Annotated in this window: 17 protein-coding genes and 1 pseudogene; 8 read left to right on the top strand and 10 right to left on the bottom strand. The window is 67.8% G+C overall.

Annotation, left to right across the window (positions count from 1 at the left end; translation table 11 throughout):
• Positions 1-13: 13 nt before the first annotated feature.
• Complete coding sequence (locus AWC03_RS16265) at positions 14-1,327, top strand: MFS transporter (RefSeq protein ID WP_085241742.1); 1,314 nt, start codon at positions 14-16, stop codon at positions 1,325-1,327.
• A 103-nt stretch (positions 1,328-1,430) separates the two neighbouring features.
• Entirely contained in the window at positions 1,431-2,699 is a 1,269-nt protein-coding gene (locus tag AWC03_RS16260; RefSeq protein ID WP_085241741.1) for an MFS transporter, read from the top strand.
• Between the two features lie 4 nt (positions 2,700-2,703).
• Here the strand turns inward: AWC03_RS16260 and AWC03_RS16255 are convergent, their stop codons facing one another.
• The 3 genes from AWC03_RS16255 to dacB1 form a co-directional block, all read right to left on the bottom strand.
• Positions 2,704-5,610, bottom strand: a complete 2,907-nt coding sequence (locus tag AWC03_RS16255; protein WP_085241740.1) for an MMPL/RND family transporter — start codon at positions 5,608-5,610, stop codon at positions 2,704-2,706.
• Complete coding sequence (locus tag AWC03_RS16250) at positions 5,607-6,044, bottom strand: MmpS family transport accessory protein (protein WP_085241739.1); 438 nt, start codon at positions 6,042-6,044, stop codon at positions 5,607-5,609. Before AWC03_RS16250 ends, AWC03_RS16255 begins: the two co-directional genes overlap by 4 nt.
• Before the next feature lie 174 nt (positions 6,045-6,218).
• The gene (gene dacB1 / locus AWC03_RS16245) at positions 6,219-7,472 is read right to left on the bottom strand and encodes a D-alanyl-D-alanine carboxypeptidase DacB1 (RefSeq protein WP_085241738.1); all 1,254 of its coding nucleotides are present in this window, start codon (positions 7,470-7,472) and stop codon (positions 6,219-6,221) included.
• A 227-nt stretch (positions 7,473-7,699) separates the two neighbouring features.
• Here dacB1 and AWC03_RS16240 point away from each other — a divergent pair, with 227 nt between their 5' ends.
• Positions 7,700-7,924 (top strand): hypothetical protein, encoded by a 225-nt coding sequence (locus AWC03_RS16240; protein ID WP_085241780.1) that lies wholly within the window; start codon positions 7,700-7,702, stop codon positions 7,922-7,924.
• Here AWC03_RS16240 and AWC03_RS16235 read toward each other — a convergent pair.
• Entirely contained in the window at positions 7,921-9,255 is a 1,335-nt protein-coding gene (locus AWC03_RS16235; RefSeq protein ID WP_208859433.1) for an aspartate aminotransferase family protein, read from the bottom strand. The genes AWC03_RS16240 and AWC03_RS16235 overlap by 4 nt on opposite strands.
• Positions 9,256-9,290: 35 nt before the next feature.
• On the opposite strand from AWC03_RS16235, the gene AWC03_RS16230 reads away from it, so the two are divergent.
• Complete coding sequence (locus tag AWC03_RS16230; protein ID WP_085241736.1) at positions 9,291-10,226, top strand: sigma-70 family RNA polymerase sigma factor; 936 nt, start codon at positions 9,291-9,293, stop codon at positions 10,224-10,226.
• Here AWC03_RS16230 and AWC03_RS16225 read toward each other — a convergent pair.
• A pseudogene (locus tag AWC03_RS16225) lies at positions 10,165-10,831 on the bottom strand (carboxymuconolactone decarboxylase family protein); the annotation flags it as partial. The gene AWC03_RS16230 and the pseudogene AWC03_RS16225 sit on opposite strands and share 62 nt — an antisense overlap.
• A 62-nt stretch (positions 10,832-10,893) precedes the next feature.
• Between AWC03_RS16225 and AWC03_RS16220 the strand changes: the two are divergent.
• The gene (locus tag AWC03_RS16220) at positions 10,894-11,964 is read left to right on the top strand and encodes a GGDEF domain-containing protein (RefSeq protein WP_085241734.1); all 1,071 of its coding nucleotides are present in this window, start codon (positions 10,894-10,896) and stop codon (positions 11,962-11,964) included.
• 12 nt (positions 11,965-11,976) lie between these two features.
• Here AWC03_RS16220 and AWC03_RS16215 read toward each other — a convergent pair whose 3' ends face one another.
• The 4 genes from AWC03_RS16215 to sdhC are packed head-to-tail and all read right to left on the bottom strand — an operon-like array spanning position 11,977 to position 15,353.
• Positions 11,977-12,771 (bottom strand): succinate dehydrogenase iron-sulfur subunit, encoded by a 795-nt coding sequence (locus AWC03_RS16215; protein ID WP_085241733.1) that lies wholly within the window; start codon positions 12,769-12,771, stop codon positions 11,977-11,979.
• A complete protein-coding gene (gene sdhA / locus AWC03_RS16210) occupies positions 12,771-14,543 on the bottom strand; it encodes a succinate dehydrogenase flavoprotein subunit (RefSeq protein ID WP_085241732.1) in 1,773 nt (590 codons plus the stop codon). Before sdhA ends, AWC03_RS16215 begins: the two co-directional genes overlap by 1 nt.
• 4 nt (positions 14,544-14,547) lie before the next feature.
• Entirely contained in the window at positions 14,548-15,018 is a 471-nt protein-coding gene (locus AWC03_RS16205; protein WP_085241731.1) for a succinate dehydrogenase hydrophobic membrane anchor subunit, read from the bottom strand.
• Complete coding sequence (sdhC, locus tag AWC03_RS16200) at positions 15,015-15,353, bottom strand: succinate dehydrogenase, cytochrome b556 subunit (RefSeq protein ID WP_244275515.1); 339 nt, start codon at positions 15,351-15,353, stop codon at positions 15,015-15,017. Before sdhC ends, AWC03_RS16205 begins: the two co-directional genes overlap by 4 nt.
• Positions 15,354-15,607: 254 nt before the next feature.
• Here sdhC and AWC03_RS16195 point away from each other — a divergent pair, with 254 nt between their 5' ends.
• Genes AWC03_RS16195 through AWC03_RS16185 form a run of 3 tightly spaced genes read left to right on the top strand, consistent with a single transcriptional unit; the run spans position 15,608 to position 18,377 of the window.
• Positions 15,608-16,006 (top strand): cytidine deaminase, encoded by a 399-nt coding sequence (locus AWC03_RS16195; protein WP_085241729.1) that lies wholly within the window; start codon positions 15,608-15,610, stop codon positions 16,004-16,006.
• On the top strand, positions 16,003-17,289 hold the full coding sequence (locus AWC03_RS16190) for a thymidine phosphorylase (protein ID WP_085241728.1): 1,287 nt from the start codon (positions 16,003-16,005) through the stop codon (positions 17,287-17,289). Before AWC03_RS16195 ends, AWC03_RS16190 begins: the two co-directional genes overlap by 4 nt.
• Positions 17,286-18,377, top strand: a complete 1,092-nt coding sequence (locus tag AWC03_RS16185) for an adenosine deaminase (RefSeq protein WP_085241727.1) — start codon at positions 17,286-17,288, stop codon at positions 18,375-18,377. The genes AWC03_RS16190 and AWC03_RS16185 overlap by 4 nt, the downstream gene beginning before the upstream one ends.
• 42 nt (positions 18,378-18,419) lie before the next feature.
• On the opposite strand, the gene AWC03_RS16180 is transcribed toward AWC03_RS16185, so the two are convergent.
• Complete coding sequence (locus AWC03_RS16180) at positions 18,420-18,704, bottom strand: GlsB/YeaQ/YmgE family stress response membrane protein (protein WP_085241726.1); 285 nt, start codon at positions 18,702-18,704, stop codon at positions 18,420-18,422.
• Between the last annotated feature and the right edge of the window lie 68 nt (positions 18,705-18,772).

Genomic DNA, 18,772 nt, shown 5'->3' with positions numbered 1-18,772 from the left:
ATAAATTCCCTTCATGACCCTCACGCTGGCGCCCACCGCCTCGGCGCAGACCAACGTCTTCGGGCGACTGCTCTCCCAGGGCTCGCTCTACACGGCGGGGATGCAACTGAGCAATTGCGCCGTGGTGTTGCCGATCATCTGCGCGCACCAGGGCATCAGCTGGGCGGCCGGGTTGATCTTCCCGGCGTACGGCATGGGCGCGATCGCGGGGAACTCGATGGCGCCGGCGGTCCTGCAGCGCTCAGGCCGCATGCGCCACCTGCTGATGGCGGTGATCGGGGCAACCGCGGCCGCCCTGGTCTTGCTCGACGCGCTGATTCCCTGGACGGGCACGTTGACCGCCGCCGTGTTCCTGTTGACCTGCGTGGGCGCCGGAATCGTCGTCGGGGTTTCCTGCGTCGCCTACCCCGACCTGGTCTCCAACAAGCTATCGGCAGCGCGGCGCGGCGAACTGCTGCTGGCCCAAGGGGCCATCGGGTCAGTGCTGGCCACCGTCGTCACGCTGCTGGTGGTGCCGATGCTGGCCCACGGCGACCAGATGGCGTACCGCCGCGACCTGCTCTGGCTGGGCGCCGCGGGACTGGCCGCGTCCGGCATCGCGGCGCTGTTCGTCGGGCCGATGCAGGGCACGTCGATCACCGCGCGCATGTCGGTGCGAGACACCTACCGGCAGGGGTTCGCGGTCGCCCGGACCCAGCCGTGGTTCCGTCGCTATGTGATCACGTACCTGCTGTTCGCTCCGGTCAACCTCGGCACCTTCTTCTACACCCTGCGCGCCGCCCACCACCGCGGCAGCTTGCACGTGCTGATCATCCTTTCCAGCATCGGCCTGGTTCTCGGTTCGACGCTGTGGCGCAAGGTGTACCGCGTGTTCGGGGTGCGCGGCATGCTCCTGGGCAGCGGCCTGCTCAGCGTCGCCGCCGTCGTGCTGTGCACCCTGGCCGAGTCCAGCGGCCAGTGGTCAAACACGTGGGCGTACGGCACGGCGTTCTTCCTGGCGACAGTGGCCGGCCAGGCCATCTTCGCCTCGGCGATTTCGTGGATCAGCGTGGTCGCCGCCGAACAGCACCGCGGGACGCTGATAGGTTTCGCCTCGGCGCTGTTCAATGTTGCGTCCGCGGTGTTGGGGGCCGCCCTCGGCGCACTCGCGCAGATGCGCGGCACGGTCTGGCCCGACGTCATCCTGCTGACGCTGACCGTCGCCGCCGCCGTCGCGGCGCTCGGCGCACCTGCGCCGGAGGCGCGGCGCGCAATCCGTCGTCGTCTTGCACGTTCGGACCGGTCCGTCTCGGCGATGTCGCCGTCGCCCTGCCTGCAGGCCGCCTAGGGCCGGGCTTCGGGCCCCCGGGATCCGGCGGTTGACACCTTCGCCGAACGTATCCGATCGAAACACGGTTCTTCCAGCTCAGCGGCCGGTACCGTCACCAGCCATGCGCACATCGTTGGCGCACGGCGTCTCGGCGCAGACGAACCCGTTCTGGCGCCTTCTTTCGCAGGGCACCATTCACACCGCCGCGATGCAGCTGAGCAACGGTGCGGTGGTGTTGCCGTTCATCGCCGCGCACCACGGTCTCACCTGGGCTGCCGCGATGCTGTTCCCCGCGTACAGCATTGGCTCGATCGCGGGACACTCGATGTCGCCGGCGGCCCTGCAGCGCGCCGGCGAAATGCAGCACCTGCTGCTGGCGCTGTCGGCGGCGATCTCGGCCGCACTGATCGTGTGTGATGCGGTAGTGCCCTGGACCGGCGTTTTCGCCGCGTTGGTGTTCGTGCTGGTGTCCGCGGGCGGCGGCGTCGTCGTCGCGGTCTCTCGCGTCGCCTACCTCGACCTGATTTCCAGCCGGCTATCCGCGGTACGGCGGGGCGAGTTGCTCCTGGTCAAGGGTGCCATCGGGTCGGTGATGGCCACCGTGGTCGCGCTGCTTCTCGTGCCTGTGCTGGCCCACGGCAGCAAGCTGGCGTATCACCGTGACCTGCTGTGGCTCGGCGCGGTCGGATTGGCGGCCTCCGGGGTCGCGGCGCTGTTCATCGGCCCGGTGCGCTCCATTTCGGTCCGCACGCGAATGTCTATGCGAGACACCTACCGGCAGGGCTTCGCGGTTGCCCGGTCGGAGCCATGGTTTCGCCGGTACGTGATCACGTCGCTGTTGTTCGCCCCGGTCAGCATGGGTACCACGTTTTACGCGTTGCGCACCGCCCATCAGGGTGGCGGTCTGCACGTGCTGGTGATTGTGTCCAGCATCGGATTCGTTCTGGGTTCGCCGCTGTGGGGGAAGGTGTACGGCTTGTTCGGAGTGCGCGGCATGCTGGTGGGCAGCGCCCTGCTCAGCGCCTTCGCCGCCGCACTGTGCATCGCGGCCGAGTCGTGCGACCTGTGGTCTCACGTATGGGCGTACGGCACGGTGTTCTTGCTGGCGACGATAGCCACCGCGGCAGTTGTGGCCGCCGGGATCTCGTGGATCAGCGTCGTCGCCGCCGAAGAACACCGCGGGACACTGATCGGATTCTCCTCGACACTCGTTGCCGTTGCGTCCACGGTGCTGGGCGGCGTGCTCGGCGGAATCGCCCAGAAGCACACCATGATCTGGCCGGTTGTCATCGTGTTGATTCTGTCCGTCGCCGCCGCCCTGGTGTCATTGGGCGCGCCCCGGGGACACCGCGAGCGGTCGTTGTCGCCGGCGCGGGGGCGTACTCGGTGACGCCTCAAGGGTGTCGATCGAGCGCTGGCGACTTCTCCGCGGGCGTCAGCAGCAGGGCACGCACCAATCGGCGGGGCCCGGAGGGCCTGAGCATCTGACTGGCCGGGCGCGGGCGCACCCGCTGCGGCCACCAGAACCAGCGTCCGAGCAACGCGGCAATGGACGGCGTCATGAACGAGCGCACGATCATGGTGTCGAAAAGCAGTCCCAGGGCGATGGTGGTGCCGATCTGGCCGATGATCCGCAAGTCGCTGAACACGAACAGAGACATCGTCACGGCGAACACCATGCCGGCAGCCGTCACCACGCCTCCCGTGCCGGCCATCGCGCGGATGATTCCCGTATTCAAACCGGCGCCTATTTCCTCTTTGAGTCGAGAGATCAGCAGTAGGTTGTAATCCGATCCCACCGCCAAGAGCAGGATCACCGACATCGCCAGCACCAGCCAATACAAATCGATGCCGAGAATGTCTTGCCACAGGAGCACGGACAGGCCGAAGGAGGAGCCCAGGGAAAGCAGCACCGTCCCGACGATGACCGCGGCGGCGATCAGGCTTCGGGTGACAATCATCATGATGATGAGAATGAGACTGATGGCCGCCACTCCGACAATGAGCAGATCGTAGAAGGCGCCCTCCTCGATATCCCGATACGTCGAAGCGATGCCGCCCATGGAGATCGCAGCGCCCTGCAGTGGAGTCCCCTTTATGGCCTCCCTCGCCGCCTGCTGGATCGGCTCGACGCGCGAGATGCCCCGCGGCGTCGACGGGTCACCGTCCAGGGCAATGATGAAGCGGGCCGCTTTGCCATCGGGGGACAAGAACATTTTCAGACCGCGCTGGAAATCCGGGTTGTCGAACGCCGACTGCGGCAGATAGAACGAATCGTCGACTTGAGCGGCGTCAAAGACCCGGCCCATCGCGCCGGGATCCTTGCTGTTCATGTCCTGTTCTTTGTAGAAGGACACGAGCGTGCCGTGCCAGACGACCAGCATGTCGCGCATGATGGTCATCGTCGAGATCATCGGCAGCATTTGTGCGCGCATCTCCGGCAGGAGCCGGGTGAGGACATCCAAATCCTTGACCAGACCCTCTAATTTCGCGCTCAGCTGATCGACATTGTCGAAGGTGTCGAATACCGACCTTATCGCCCAGCAGGCCGGAATGTCGAAGCAATGTTTTTCCCAATAGAAATAGCTGCCGATGGGTCGAAGGAAATCCGATAAATCCGCAAGGTGATCCCTTATGGTGTCCGTGGTGTTCGACATGTCATGCGTGAGGTGGTCCATGTCGACGGTATTGTCGACGATTTGACCCATCAGGTCATACATGTGCTTCATCGTTGCGATGGACACATCCATGGCCTGGACCTGCACGAGCATGTCGTCCAAGCGGTCTTTCATGAATCCCATGTTTTCGGCGTTCGAGACGCCTTGCATGCTGATGATAAATGGAATCGAAGTGTGCTTGATGGACGTTCCCAGCGGGCGGGTGATCGCTTTTACCTGTGCGATTCCAGGCGTGTGAAAAATGGCTTTGGCGATCTTGTCCAGGACCAGCATGTCAACCGGCGTGCGCATGTCGTGATCGGTCTCGATCAACAGCACATCGGGGTTCAGCAACGCCTGCGAGAAGTGACGGCCCGCGGCCGTATCACCGACGACCGCCGGCATGCCGGCCGGCACGAATTTGCGTAGATCGTAAGTCGTCCTATAACTCGGCAACGCCAGCAGTCCGATGGACGCCACCGCGCACGTCGCCGCCAGCACCGGGCCGGGCCAGCGGACGATTGCGGTCCCCACCCGGCGCCACCGCCGGGTGGCCATCCTCCGCCTGGGCTCGAAGAACTTGAAGAAGCTGCCAACGGTCAGCACCGCCGGTCCAAGGGTGAGCGCGGCGAGGACCGCGACCACCATGCCGACCGCGCAGGGCGGGCCGAGCGACTTGAAGTACGGCAGTCGGGCAAAGCTGAGGCAATACATGGCGGCGGCAATGGTCAATCCGGAGCCCAGAATCACGTGGGCGGTCCCGTGAAACATTGCGAAGAACGCGCTTTCCCGGTCCCTACCCGCGTAGCGGGCCTCGTGGTAACGGCCCAGCATGAAGATCGCGTAGTCGGTGCTGGCGGCGATGGCCAACAGCGTGAGCAAATTGACCGCGAAGGTCGAAAGGCCGAAGACGTTGTGGTCGGCCAGAAAACTGACGACTCCCCGGATTGCCCCCAGCTCGATGCCGACCGTGACGAGGACAAGGAGCACGGTGACGACCGAGCGGTAGATGAAGAGCAACATCACCGCGATCACGGCCCCGGTGATCAGCGTGACCCTTGCGATGCTTTTGTCGCCGGCCTCGGATTGGTCGGCGATCAGCGCCGTCGAGCCGGTCACATATGCCTTGAGCCCGTGCGGTTTCGGCGTGGTGTCCACGATATGCCGCACTGCGTACACCGAGTTGTACGCCGCCGTTTCGCTTTTGCCGGCGAGGTAGACCACGGCGTACGCGGCCCTGTCGTCGGGGCTTTGCGATCCCCCCGCGGTGAGCGGATCGCTCCAGAAGTCCTGAATGTGCGCGACGTGGTCGGTATCAGCCGAAAGTCGTTGCAACAGCTCCTTATAGAACCGGTGAGCGTCATCGCCGAGTGGTTTGTCGTTTTCCAGCACTATCGTGGCCGCGTTGTCGGAGCCGGTCTCCCCGAACACCTTGCCGATGCGTCTCAGCGCTTGAATCGAGGCGCCGCCCGCGGGACTCATCGAAACCGAGTGCGCTTTGCCGACCACTTCCAACTGCGGGATCGCGACGTTGAGAACGGCGGTGATCCCGATCCATAACAGGACGATCGGCACCGCAAACCGGCGGATCATTTGTGGCAAGAACGGTGGGCCAGAGGCCGGTGTGGCGGCGGTTTCGCTCATCCGGCGTTCACTTGGCAGAACGTCAGGGCTTTCGGTCCCGTCTCGGACCTCTCGTCCTTGGTTGCGTCGTTCACCCTGATGCGGCAGCCGATCTCGCTGCCGTTGCTTTGTGCCAGCAGGTTGACGGTGACCGACGTCAGGGTCGTCGTCACCGTCTCCGACCAGGGCAGCGGAATGTTTTCCAGGCGTTGCACGCGCGCGTCGGGATCCAAATAGGCGATCCGTGCGGTCGCCGCGGGGCCGAAGACCTCATAAGTCACCCGCTTCGGGTCGAACAAGGGATCATCGAGATCGGCCTTGACCCTGACAACGGGGTGTCCGTGAACGCCGAACATGCTGTGGAGACGATAAATACCGAGCCCCGCGACACTGCCGATGATGATGACGGCCAGCAGCAACCACATTCGCTTCGCGACCCTGGTAACCGAAGTCATCTTTTACCCTCGTGCTTTGCCCCCGTGTCGCAATGTTGTCGCTCGATCTCCCAATCTTCGGCGTGCGTAGCAGTCTCATGTCTCGTGCGTTGGCGACGTAGACGCTACCGCCGACGGACAAATGCATCCTGGGTTTCAGTCAATCGTTATGCGGGCGCGGCACCGCGCCGTGGTTCAGTGCTGCGGTCGGCGGTTCATCGAGCGCGCGACCATGATCAAACTGAACACCACGATGGCCCCGATGACGGCGACGCCCACCCTGATCGGCAGCGCGTCCGCCGCCGGGAGCAGGCCCGCGGCCTGGGCGCCGTTGGCCTGCCGGTCGGCGGCGCTGTCGCGTTTGGCGGGCGCCAGCGACGGGTCGGGTTCGATCAGGTTGCCGACCTGGGTGCCCTGCGGCGTGCTGAATCCGTAGTCCAGCAGGTGCGCCGCCTGCTCCCAGGGGGCGATCGGCTGCCGGGTCCCGTGCAGCAGCACCGCCATCAGGCGCCGGCCGTTGTGGTTGGCCGCGCCGACGAACGTCTGGCCGGCGTCGTCGGTGTAACCGGTCTTGCCGCCCAGGGCGCCCGGATATTTGTAGAGCAGCTGGTTGTCGTTCTCCAGCTCGTAGCCGGGGTGGTCGCCGTGGCCGGGAAAGTCGAACGTCCGCGTGGCGACGATGTCGGCGAAGGTCGGGTTCTGCCAGGCGTACCGATAGAACAGGCCGATGTCGTAGGCCGACGTGCTCATGCCCGGCCCGTCCAGCCCGGACGGCGTCGCCACCCGGGTGTCCTTGCCGCCGAGCTTGGCGGCCAGCACGTTGATCTTCTCCACCGCCTGCTGCATCCCGCCGAGTTGCATGGCCAGCGCGTGCGCGGCGTCGTTGCCGGAGTGCATCAGCAGGCCGTGCAGCAGCTGGTTGACGGTGAACACCCCGCCCTCTTCGACGCCGACCTTGGTGCCCTCGGCGGCCGCGTCCTCGGCGGTGCCGGGCACCGACTTGTTCAGGTTGAGCGCGTTGATGGACGCCATCGCGACCAAGACCTTGATGATGCTGGCGGGGCGGTGGCGGCCGTGCGGGTCCTTGGCGGCGATCACCGCGCCGCTGTCCAGGTCGGCCACCAGCCATGCGTCGGCGGAGACGTCGGTGGGCAGCGGTGGTGTGTCGGGGGCGGTGACGATGCCGCAGCCGCCCAGCGCCTCGCCGCCGACCGGCTTGGCGGGCACCGCCAGCGGGATCGGCGGGTCGCCGGCCTGGGGAACCTCCGAAGAATCCACCGCGGGCGGCGTGTTCACCCTGAACGGGCAGTTCGCGGGCGCGGCGTTGGGCTCGGCGGCGCCGGGCTCGGCCCGTCCGACCGGCAGCGCCGCGGGGGCGGCCAGCGTCACCGGGGCGGCGACCAGGAAAACGGCCGCTGCCAGGCACGATGCGGGGCGTAGGAAGTTCATTGCTTGTGCAGACTAGGCGATCGCGGGACCGATTCGGGGGAGCCGCGCTGTGACTGGTGAGACGGAAGTTGCTAAGCTACGGGACGGCGGGAATGCGGCCGGGCCACTACGCTGAGCATGCCGTCGCCGTGACGGCGCCGAATCTTCCCGCCCAACCGCGAGGGCCTGCCATTCCCGACAACCGGTTCCTGTCCCGCCTATGGCGGACCCGCGACGCTCCGCGATCGCTGCCACAGCTGCTCAAGGAGGTCGAGAAGGCGACGCAGGTGCGTCGCTCCGGCCTCGAGGGCGTGCTCGCCGAGTTGCGGCAGCATCGTGACGCCGCCTCCGACGCCGGCCTGCGTGAAGCGCTCACATGGCTGTGCAACTCGGTTTCGCGGATGGCCGCCAGCCCCACCGCCGCGCATTCCCGGGAGGTTTTGGTCGCGGCCGACGCGGTGAAGCGCGCCTAGAGCCGCCGGGACGCTTCCCCGAGCACGTCCCGCAAGACGGATTCGATGGTGTCGAACTCGTCCTGGCCGCTGATCAGCGGCGGCGCCACCTGCACGACGGGATCGCCGCGGTCGTCGGCGCGGCAGTACAGGCCCGCCTCGAAGAGTGCGGGTGAGACGTAGCCGTGCAACAGCCGCTCGCACTCGGCATCGCTGAACGTTTCCTTGGTCGCCTTGTCCTTGACCAGTTCTATGCCGTAGAAGTAGCCCTCGCCGCGGACGTCGCCGACGATGGGCAGGTCGTAGAGCCTCTCCAGCGTGGCGCGGAAGGCGGGCGCGTGTTGCCTGACCCGGTCGTTGAGGCCCTCGCGCTCGAAGATGTCGAGGTTGGCCAGCCCCACGGCCGTCGAAACCGGGTGCCCGCCAAAGGTATAGCCGTGCGGGAAGACGGTGACGCCGTCGTTGAACGGCTCGAACAATCGCTCGCTGGCGATCATCGCGCCCAGCGGCGAATAGCCCGACGTCAGGCCCTTGGCGCAGGTGATGATGTCGGGCACGTAGCCGAAGTCGTCACAGGCGAACATCGACCCGATCCGGCCGAACGCGCAGATCACCTCGTCGGAGACCAGCAGCACGTCGTAGGAGTCGCAGATCTGGCGGACCCGTTCGAAATAGCCGGGGGGAGGCGGGATGGCGCCGCCCGCATTCTGTACCGGTTCCAGGAACACCGCGGCGACGGTCGCCGGCCCCTCGAACTCGATCGCCTCGGCGATCCGGTCGGCGGCCCATTGCCCGAATGCCTTGGGGTCGTTGCCGAACGGGTCGGGTGCGCGGTAGAAGTTCGTGTTGGGCACCCGGAAGCCGCCCGGCGTCACCGGTTCGAAGGGCGCCTTGTAGGACGGCAGGCCGGTGATCGCCAGGGCGCCCTGCGTGGTGCCGTGGTAAGCGATCGAACGTGAAATCACCTTGTGCTTACCGGGTTTGCCGGTCAGCTTGAAGTACTGCTTGGCCAGCTTCCAGGCCGTCTCGACCGCCTCGGTGCCGCCGGTGGTGAAGAACACCCGGTTCAGGTCCCCCGGGGCGTACTGCGCGAGGCGCTCGGCGAGCTCGACCGCCGTCGGGTGCGCGTACCCCCACAGCGGGAAGTACGCGAGCGTGCCGGCCTGCCGCGCGGCGACCTCGGCGAGTTCCGCGCGGCCATGGCCAACCTGCACCGTGAACAGCCCGGACAGCGCGTCGAGGTAGCTCCTGCCGCGGTCGTCGAAGATCCGCACGCCGTCGCCGCGGACGATGACGGGCGGCGTGATGCCGGCGCCGTGCCGGGCGAAGTGCAGCCACAGGTGATCTGTCATGGTGTCTGCGAGACTAGCCAAGCTAGGCTCGCGATATGACCGGGACCGAACAGGTCTCACAATTCGAAGCCCTGCGGCCGCACCTCATGGCGGTCGCCTACCGGCTCACCGGCACGGTGGCCGACGCCGAGGACATCGTGCAGGACGCCTGGCTGCGCTGGGACGGACAGGACGCCGACATCACCGACCTGCGGGCCTGGCTGACCACCGTGGTGAGCCGGCTGGCGCTGGACAAGTTGCGCTCGGCCGCGCACCGGCGCGAGACCTACACCGGCAACTGGCTGCCCGAGCCGGTGGTCACCCGCCTCGACGGCGCCGATCCGTTGTCGGCCGTGGTTTCCCGCGAGGACGCCCGGTTCGCGGCGATGGTGGTGCTGGAACGCCTGTCGCCGGATCAGCGGGTCGCGTTCGTCCTGCACGACGGGTTCGCGGTGCCCTTCGCCGAAGTGGCGGGCGTGCTGGGCACCAGTGCAGCCGGCGCCCGTCAGCTGGCCTCGCGGGCCCGCAAGGCGGTTGCGGCCCAACCGCCCCCCAAGCCCGACCCGTCGCACGACGAGGTGGTCGGCCGGCTGATGGCCGCCATGGCCGCCGGCGACCTGGACACGGTGGTCTCGCTGCTGCATCCCGACGTCACGTTCACCGGCGATTCGAATGGCAAGGCGCCCACGGCCGTTCAGGTCATCCACGGCCCGGACAAAGTGGTGCGGTTCATGCTGGGCCTGGCGCAGCGCTACGGACCGGCGATGTTCACCTCGTACCAGCTGGGGCTGGTCAACGGCGAACTCGGCATCTACACGGCCGGCTGTCCCGCCTCCGACGGCTATCGCGAGATGTTGCCGCGGATCACGGCGCTGACGGTGCGCGCCGGAAAGGTCTGCGCCCTTTGGGATATCGCCAACCCGGACAAGTTCACCGGCTCTCCGCTGCGGCCTCGCCGGCCCACGGCACGCGGCAGGCGTCGCCGGAGCTGAAGCCCTGCTCGGTGATGCCCAGCGCCGTGTTCATCCGGGCCCGCATGTTCTCCACGCCGATCTGGTAGGTCAGCTCGATCACCCCGGCGTCACCGAAGCGCGCCCGCAGGTCGGCGACCTGCTCGTCGGTGACGGTGTGCGGATCGGTGGTCATCGCGTCGGCGTAGCGGATGGCGGCGCGCTCGTCGTCGGTGAACGCCGTTGAGGCGTCGTAGTTGTCGATCTCTTTCAGTCGCTCGACGTCGAGGCCGTCGAGGCGCTGCAGCATGGACCCGAAGTCCACACACCAGGAGCAGCCGATGCTGCGCGCGGTCCACAGCACCGCGAGCTCGCGCACGCCGACCGGCAGCCGCGTGGACGCGCGGTCGATCATCGTCTCGTGCACGGCGCTCGCCACCATCAGCTTGCGGTGGTGGGCGGCCACGGTGAAGGGTTCGGGAACCTGGCCGTAGCGCCGCTTGGCGATCCGGTACATGGCGCGGGTCAGCAGCCCGGCGCGCTCGGGGGGCAGGGGCTCGATGCGGGTTTTCTGTGTCATACCCCTGAAGACGAGACGGGGCGGCCAAGTGTGACGGGCGGAATCCGCCCTCGTCGGCCGCCCGAGGGTCGTAGCATGCGCCTAACCACCTGACATCGACGACCGGTGGTTCGCGACGGGGAGCCGCCGATGACCGCGCTGTTCAGCCCATGGTGGCGCGCCGATCAGTACGACTGGCTCTCCGGTTATCTCGCCTCGCGGCGCCTCAGCGGCGCCACCCGGGCGGTGATGGCGTCCATCGCCGCGTCGATGGTGCTGTGCCTGTTCGCGCTGCTGGCCGGCTCCGACGGTCCGCGGGGATCGGTCCCGGTGGCGATGATGTGGGTTGCCGTCGCCGGCGGGGTGGCGGGCGTTTTGCTGTGGGTATGGCGCTGGCCCACGCGCCGGCAGTCGGTCGCCTTCGCCATGACGTGCAACACGGCCACCGCCCTCGCGTGCCTGGCGCACCCGAACCCGCTGGCCGCCCTGATCGGCTGCATCGCGTTCGCGACGTTCGGCGCCTACATGGCGTTCTTCCACACCACGGGATTCGTGCTGTACAACTTCGCCGTCGCTGCGGCCGTCGGGTCCTGGGAGGCCTTGTCGCTGGCCCGAACCGGCCACCCCAGCCTGGCCGGGGTGGATCTGTGGCTGGTGATCGAGGTCAACATCGCCCTACCGCTGGCGATCCGGATCCTGGTGCGCGCCCTGTCGGGCGATCTGCTGACCGCGGACCGCGACCCGTTGACCGGCCTGCTCAACCGGCGCGCATTCCAGCACGAGGCGCTGGGGATGATCGTGGCGCGCCGGGGCATCGACTCCCACCTGGTGGTCATGCTGATCGACCTCGACAGATTCAAATCCCTCAACGACAGGTGTGGCCACGCCGCCGGGGACCACGCCCTGGTCCAAGTCGCCCAGGCCCTGTTGGCCGCCGCCGACGACCAGGCGGTGGTGGCGCGCAGCGGCGGCGAGGAGTTCCTGTTGGCGGGCACGTCCTCCCGGTGCAACGCCGAGGCGTTGGCCGGGCGGATGTGCCGGGCCATCGCGGCCTCGCCCGCGGGGGTCACCGCCAGCATCGGCACCGCGTGCGCCCGCCTGGACGACACCGCGGTCGAACCGCATACGCTGCTGAGCGAGTTGGTCACCGCCGCCGACGCGGCGATGTACCAGGCTAAGCGGTTGGGCGGCAACCGAAGTAGTCATCACGAGCTGTGTTGACCCCGCGCCCGGTCAGCGCGTGAACATCAGCGCGCGCTTGACCTCCTGGATCGCCTTGGTGATCTGGATGCCGCGCGGGCAGCACTCGGTGCAGTTGAACGTGGTGCGGCACCGCCACACGCCGTCCACCTCGTTGAGGATGTCGAGGCGCTCGGCGGCGGCCTCGTCGCGGCTGTCGAAGATGAACCGGTGCGCGTTGACGATCGCCGCCGGGCCGTAATAGCTGCCCTCGTGCCAGAACACCGGGCAGCTGGTGGTGCAGGCCGCGCACAGGATGCACTTGGTGGTGTCGTCGTAGCGGGCGCGGTCGGTGGGGCTCTGGATGCGTTCCCGCGTGGGCGGATTGCCGCTGGTGACCAGGTAGGGCTTCACCGCGCGGTAGGCGTCGAAGAACGGCTCCATGTTCACCACCAGGTCCTTCTCGACCGGCAGGCCACGGATCGGTTCCACCGTGATGGTGAGTTGCTTGCCCTTCTTCTGGGGCAGCAGGTCGCGCATCAGCACCTTGCAGGCCAGCCGGTTGACGCCGTTGATGCGCATGGCGTCCGAACCGCACACTCCGTGGGCGCACGAGCGCCGGAAGGTGAGCGTCCCGTCCAGGTAGCTCTTGATGTAGATCAGCAGGTTGAGCAGTCGGTCGCTGGGCAGGCAGGGCACCCGAAAGCTCTGCCAGCCGCCGGTTTCCGCGAAGGCGTCGGGCTGGTCGGGGTTGAAGCGGGCGATCTTGAGGGTCACCAGCACCGCGCCCTCGGGGACGGGCGGGAGCGGCGGCTCGACGCGGGGTTCGACAGCTTCGCCTGCAGACATCAGTACTTCCGTTCCTTGGGCTCGTAGCGGGTCTGCACGACGGGCTTGAAGTCCAGCGCGATGTCGCTCAGCAGGTCGGTGCTCTGCTTGTCGGCCCCAATTTCCTTGTAGGCCATCGTGTGACGCATGTAGTTGACGTCGTCGCGGTTGGGGTAGTCCTCCCGGGCGTGCCCGCCGCGGGACTCCTTGCGGTTCAGCGCGCCCACCACCGTGACCTCGGCGAGCTCCAGCAGGAAGCCCAGCTCGATGGCCTCCAGCAGGTCGCTGTTGAAGCGTTTCCCCTTGTCGTGCACGGTGATTCGGGAGTACCGCTCCTTGAGCGCGTGGATGTCGGTCAGCGCCTGCTTGAGCGTCTCCTCCGTGCGGAACACCGCGGCGTTGTTGTCCATCGACTGCTGCAGCGCGCTGCGGATGTCGGCCACCCGCTCGTTGCCGTGCTCGCTCAAGATATCGCCCACCCAGCCGACGACCATCGCCTCCGGATTCGGTGGCATGGCGACGAAGTCGTGCCCGCGCGCGTAGTTGGCGGCGGCGATGCCGGCCCGGCGGCCAAAGACGTTGATGTCCAGCAGCGAGTTGGTGCCCAGCCGGTTGGCGCCGTGCACCGACACACACGCGCACTCGCCCGCCGCGTACAGGCCCGGCACCGTGGAGGTGTTGTCCCGCAACACCTGTCCGGTGACGGTGGTGGGGATGCCGCCCATCACGTAGTGACACGTCGGGTACACCGGGACCAGCTCGTGCACCGGGTCGACGCCCAGGTAGGTGCGGGCGAACTCGGTGATGTCGGGCAGCTTGGCCTCCAGCACGTCCTCGCCGAGGTGGCGCACGTCGATGTAGACGTAGTCCTTGTGCGGGCCGGCGCCGCGGCCCTCGAGGACTTCCAGCACCATCGAGCGGGCGACGATGTCGCGCGGTGCCAGGTCGACGATGGTCGGGGCGTAGCGCTCCATGAAACGCTCGCCCTCGCCGTTGAGCAGCCGGCCACCCTCGCCGCGGACGGCCTCGGAGATCAGGATGCCCAGGCCGGCCAGGCCGGTCGGGTGGAACTGATGAAACTCCATGTCCTCCAACGGAAGTCCCTTGCGAAACACGATGCCGATGCCGTCGCCGGTGAGGGTGTGGGCGTTGGAGGTGGTCTTGTACATCCGGCCCGAACCGCCGGTGGCGATCACCACGGCCTTGGCGTGGAAGACGTGGATCTCGCCGGTGGCCAGCTCGTAGGCCACCACGCCGGTGGCCACCGGCCCGCTCGGCGTCTCGGTGAGCACCAGGTCCAGCGCGTAGAACTCGTTGAAGAACTGCACGTCGTGCTTGACGCAGTTCTGGTAGAGGGTCTGCAGGATCATGTGGCCGGTGCGGTCGGCGGCGTAGCACGCCCGGCGCACCGGGGCCTTGCCGTGTTCGCGGGTGTGCCCGCCGAACCGGCGCTGGTCGATGCGGCCCTCGGGGGTGCGGTTGAACGGCATCCCCATCTTCTCCAGGTCGAGCACCGCGTCGATGGCTTCCTTGCACATGATCTCCACCGCGTCCTGATCGGCGAGGTAGTCGCCGCCCTTGACGGTGTCGAACGTGTGCCATTCCCAGTTGTCGTCCTCGACGTTGGCCAGCGCCGCGCACATCCCGCCCTGGGCGGCGCCGGTGTGGCTGCGGGTCGGGTACAGCTTGGTCAACACCGCGGTCCGGACCCGCGGACCGGCCTCCACCGCCGCGCGCATGCCGGCACCGCCGGCGCCGACGATGACGACGTCGTATCGGTGGTGGGAGATCACCTGGTCAGCCTCCGATGTTCGGGTCGAATGTCACCAGCACGTAGGTGCCGAGCACCAACGTGAACCCCATCGACAACAGCAGCAGGCTGTTGAGCCAGAACCGGGTGCTGTCCTTGCGGCTGTAGTCGTCGATGATGGTGCGCAGCCCGTTGCCCCCGTGCAGCTGCGCCAGCCACAGCAACGCCAGATCCCAGAACTGCCAGAACGGCGAAGCCCAGCGCTGCGCCACGTAGTTGAAGTCGATGCGGTACACGCCGTCGTCCCACATCAGCATGATGAACAGGTGGCCGACGGCCAGGACGATGAGCGCGACGCCGGAGAACCGCATGAACAGCCACGCGAACTTCTCGAAGTTGGGGATGCCGGCCCGGCGCCGCGGCGAGCGCGGGTTGTCCAGGCTGGGCGGCCGGTCGTGGCTGCGCTGAAGCACCGGGGCCACCTGGCCCCGGCCGAGCTGCAGGTCGGGGGAGCTCATCGCAGGTGCTCGGCGATGTGGATCCCGGTCACCACGCCGGCCGGAACCATGAGCAGCAAAAAGACGACGCCGACGATCCAGAACATCAACCGCTGGTAGCGGGGGCCCTCGGACCAGAAGTCGATGAGGATGACGCGGACCCCGTTCAGCCCGTGGAATGCCACCGCGGCCACCAGCCCGTACTCCATCAGGCCGACGACCGGGGTCTGGTAGTCGTGGATCACCGCGTTGTAGGTCTGCGGGCTGACCCGCAGCATCGCGGCGTCCAGCACGTGGACGAACAGGAAGAAGAAGATCGTCGCGCCGCTGATGCGATGCAACACCCACGACCACATGCCCGGGTCGCCCCGATACAGCGTCCGGGGCGGTCGCCGCTTACGCGCGGGCGCAGATTCTCTTGCCGGATCCGCGGTTGTCGCCTGTGTGGTCACCCAGTCCTCACCGCCTTCTGACATCGTTCGGGCAGTTCAGCCTAACCCGGCCGAAGGACGGCCCGTGCCGAACAGTCCGCGAGGCGAAGCGTCGTGCCAGAGTTAGGGTGGCAGTCGCACGAGCCCGTCGGTGAGCGGGGTTTTGAACGGGGTTGGGTATGCCTGATGTCGACTGGAACGCGCTGCGCCACAAGGCGATCGGTGCTGCGGCGGGGGCCTACGCGCCCTACTCCCGGTTCCCGGTGGGAGCGGCCGCACTGGTCGACGACGGGCGGGTGATCACCGGCTGCAATGTGGAGAACGTCTCATATGGCCTTGGTCTCTGTGCCGAATGCGGTGTGGTGTGCGCCCTACACACGACCGGCGGTGGCCGGCTGATCGCGCTGGCCTGTGTCGACGGGCGGGGATCGCCGCTGATGCCGTGCGGGCGCTGCCGCCAGTTGCTCCTCGAGCACGGCGGCCCCGAGCTGCTGATCGACCATCCGGACGGCCCGCGCCGCCTCGGCGACCTGCTGCCCGACGCGTTCACCGCCGACCTGCCGCGGGAACCCCGTTGACCGACTTGGGCTTCGACGCGCCGACGGTGATCCGCACCAAGCGCGACGGCGGCCGGCTGTCCGACGCCGCCATCGAGTGGGTCGTCGACGCCTACACCCACGGCCGGGTCGCCGAGGAACAGATGTCGGCGCTGCTGATGGCGATCTTCCTGCGCGGCATGGACCGCGGCGAGACCGCCAGCTGGACGGCGGCGATGCTGGCGTCCGGGGACCGGCTCGACTTCAGCGACCTGGGCACGCCCACCGTGGACAAGCATTCCACGGGGGGAGTGGGGGACAAGATCACCCTGCCGCTGGTGGCCGTGGTCGCCGCCTGTGGCGCCGCGGTGCCGCAGGCGTCGGGGCGCGGGCTCGGGCACACCGGCGGCACGCTGGACAAGCTGGAGTCCATCGCCGGGTTTTCCGCCATGCTGTCCAACGAGCGGGTGCGCGACCAACTGCGCGACGTCGGCGCGGCCATCTTCGCCGCCGGGGAGTTGGCGCCGGCCGACGCCAAGCTGTACGCGCTGCGCGACGTCACCGCTACCGTCGAGTCGTTACCGCTGATCGCCAGCTCGGTGATGAGCAAGAAGCTGGCCGAGGGGGCGGGCGCGCTGGTGCTCGACGTGAAGGTCGGCTCGGGGGCGCTGCTGAGCTCCCCGCAGCGGTGTCGCGAGCTGGCCCACACCATGGTGGAGCTGGGCGCCGCGCACGGGGTGCCCACCCACGCGCTGCTGACCGACATGAACGGCCCGCTCGGCGCGACGGTCGGCAACGCCCTCGAGGTCGCCGAGTCGCTGGAGGTGCTGGCCGGCGGCGGGCCGCCCGACGTGGTGGCGCTGACGCTGCGGCTGGCGTCCGAGATGCTCGAGCTGGCCGGGGTCGACGCCCGCGATCCCGCCGACACGCTGTGCGACGGCACCGCGATGGACCGATTCCGCCGGCTGATCGCCGCCCAGGGCGGCGATTTGTCGGTTCCGTTGCCGATCGGTGCGCATTCCGAGACCGTGACCGCGGCCCGGGGCGGCACAATGGGCGATATCGACGCGATGGCAGTGGGGCTGGCGGCATGGCGGCTCGGCGCGGGCAGGTCCCGTCCGGGCGAAGGGGTGCAGGCCGGCGCCGGCATCCGGATCCACCGCCGTCCCGGCGAGCCGGTCTCGGCCGGTGCGCCGCTGTTCACCCTGTACACCGACACCCCGGAGCGCTTCGGCGCCGCACTGGCCGAGCTGGACGGCGGCTACCGCGTGGGCGACACACCGCCGGCCTCGCGGCCGCTGATCATCGATCGGATCGTCACGTGACCACGCCACTGGGCCTCGAGCAGATCGCCAAGGCGCCCAAGGCGCTGTTGCACGACCACCTGGACGGGGGGCTGCGCCCGTCGACCGTGGTGGAGATCGCCGAACAGACCGGTTACGACGGGCTGCCCACCAGCGACGTCGACGAGCTGGCCACCTGGTTTCGCACCCAGTCGCACAGCGGCTCGCTGGAGCGCTACCTGGAGCCGTTCTCGCACACCGTGGCGGTGATGCAGACGGCCGACGCGCTGCACCGGGTCGCCTACGAGTGCGTCGAGGACCTGGCCGCCGACTCCGTCGTCTACGCCGAGGTCCGGTTCGCGCCCGAGTTGCACATCGACCGTGGGCTGTCCTTCGACGCGATCGTCGACGCCGTGCTGGCCGGTTTCGCCGACGGTGAGAAGGCCTGCGCCGCCGCGGGCCGGCCGATCGTGGTGCGGCTGCTGGTCACCGCCATGCGCCACGCCGCGGTGTCCCGGGAGATCGCCGCGCTGGCGATTCGGTTCCGGGACAAAGGAGTTGTGGGTTTTGACATCGCCGGCGCGGAGGCGGGAAACCCGCCGACGCGGCACCTGGACGCCTTCGAGTACATGCGAGACCACAACGCGCGCTTCACCATTCACGCGGGCGAGGCGTTCGGGCTGCCCTCCATCCACGAGGCGATCGCGTTCTGCGGCGCCGACCGCCTGGGTCACGGGGTGCGCATCGTCGACGACATCGACGTCCTCGCCGACGGAGAGGTCAGGCTGGGCAGGCTAGCGTCCATCTTGCGGGACAAGCGAATTCCGTTGGAGCTGTGTCCCAGCTCCAACGTGCAAACCGGTGCGGTGAAAAGCATCGCGGACCATCCGTTCGACCTGCTGGCCCGAACGCGGTTCCGGGTCACCGTCAACACGGACAACAGGCTGATGAGCGATACCTCGATGAGCCGCGAAATGCACCGGCTGGTGCAGGCTTTCGGCTACGGGTGGAGCGACCTGGAGCGGTTCACCATCAACGCGATGAAGTCGGCGTTCCTGCCGTTCGACGAGCGGCTGGCCATTATCGACGACGTCATCAAGCCGCGCTACGCGGTGCTGATCGCAGGCTGACGCCGCTCACCCGAAAAGCAGGCGAGCGGCGCAGCTTTCGGCTCAGCGGGTGAGCCGCGTGCCGGTGCGGCGACCCGTCAGCGCCTCGTAGAGGGCGATGAGGACGACAGCTGCGGCGACTCCGATGAAGAACGGAATCCACGCGATGCCACCGTTGGCATTGTGGTATCCGAACTGGCTGGCCACCGCCGAGCCGATCAAGCCGCCTACGGCGCCGATCACCACCGTCATGATCATGCCGACGTTCTGCTTGCCCGGCATCACCAGACGGGCGACGACACCGATTATCGCGCCCACGATGATGGCGAGGATGATGGATCCGACCATTTCAGCTCCTGTCATAGCGGCTCCCGGGGTGGGCGCCATCTTCGACTGGGATTTCCCCTAAGAGACCG

The organism is Mycobacterium europaeum, from assembly GCF_002102155.1.
Classification (GTDB): Bacteria; Actinomycetota; Actinomycetes; order Mycobacteriales; family Mycobacteriaceae; genus Mycobacterium; species Mycobacterium europaeum.
This window is presented reverse-complemented; position numbering and strand designations above follow the sequence as displayed.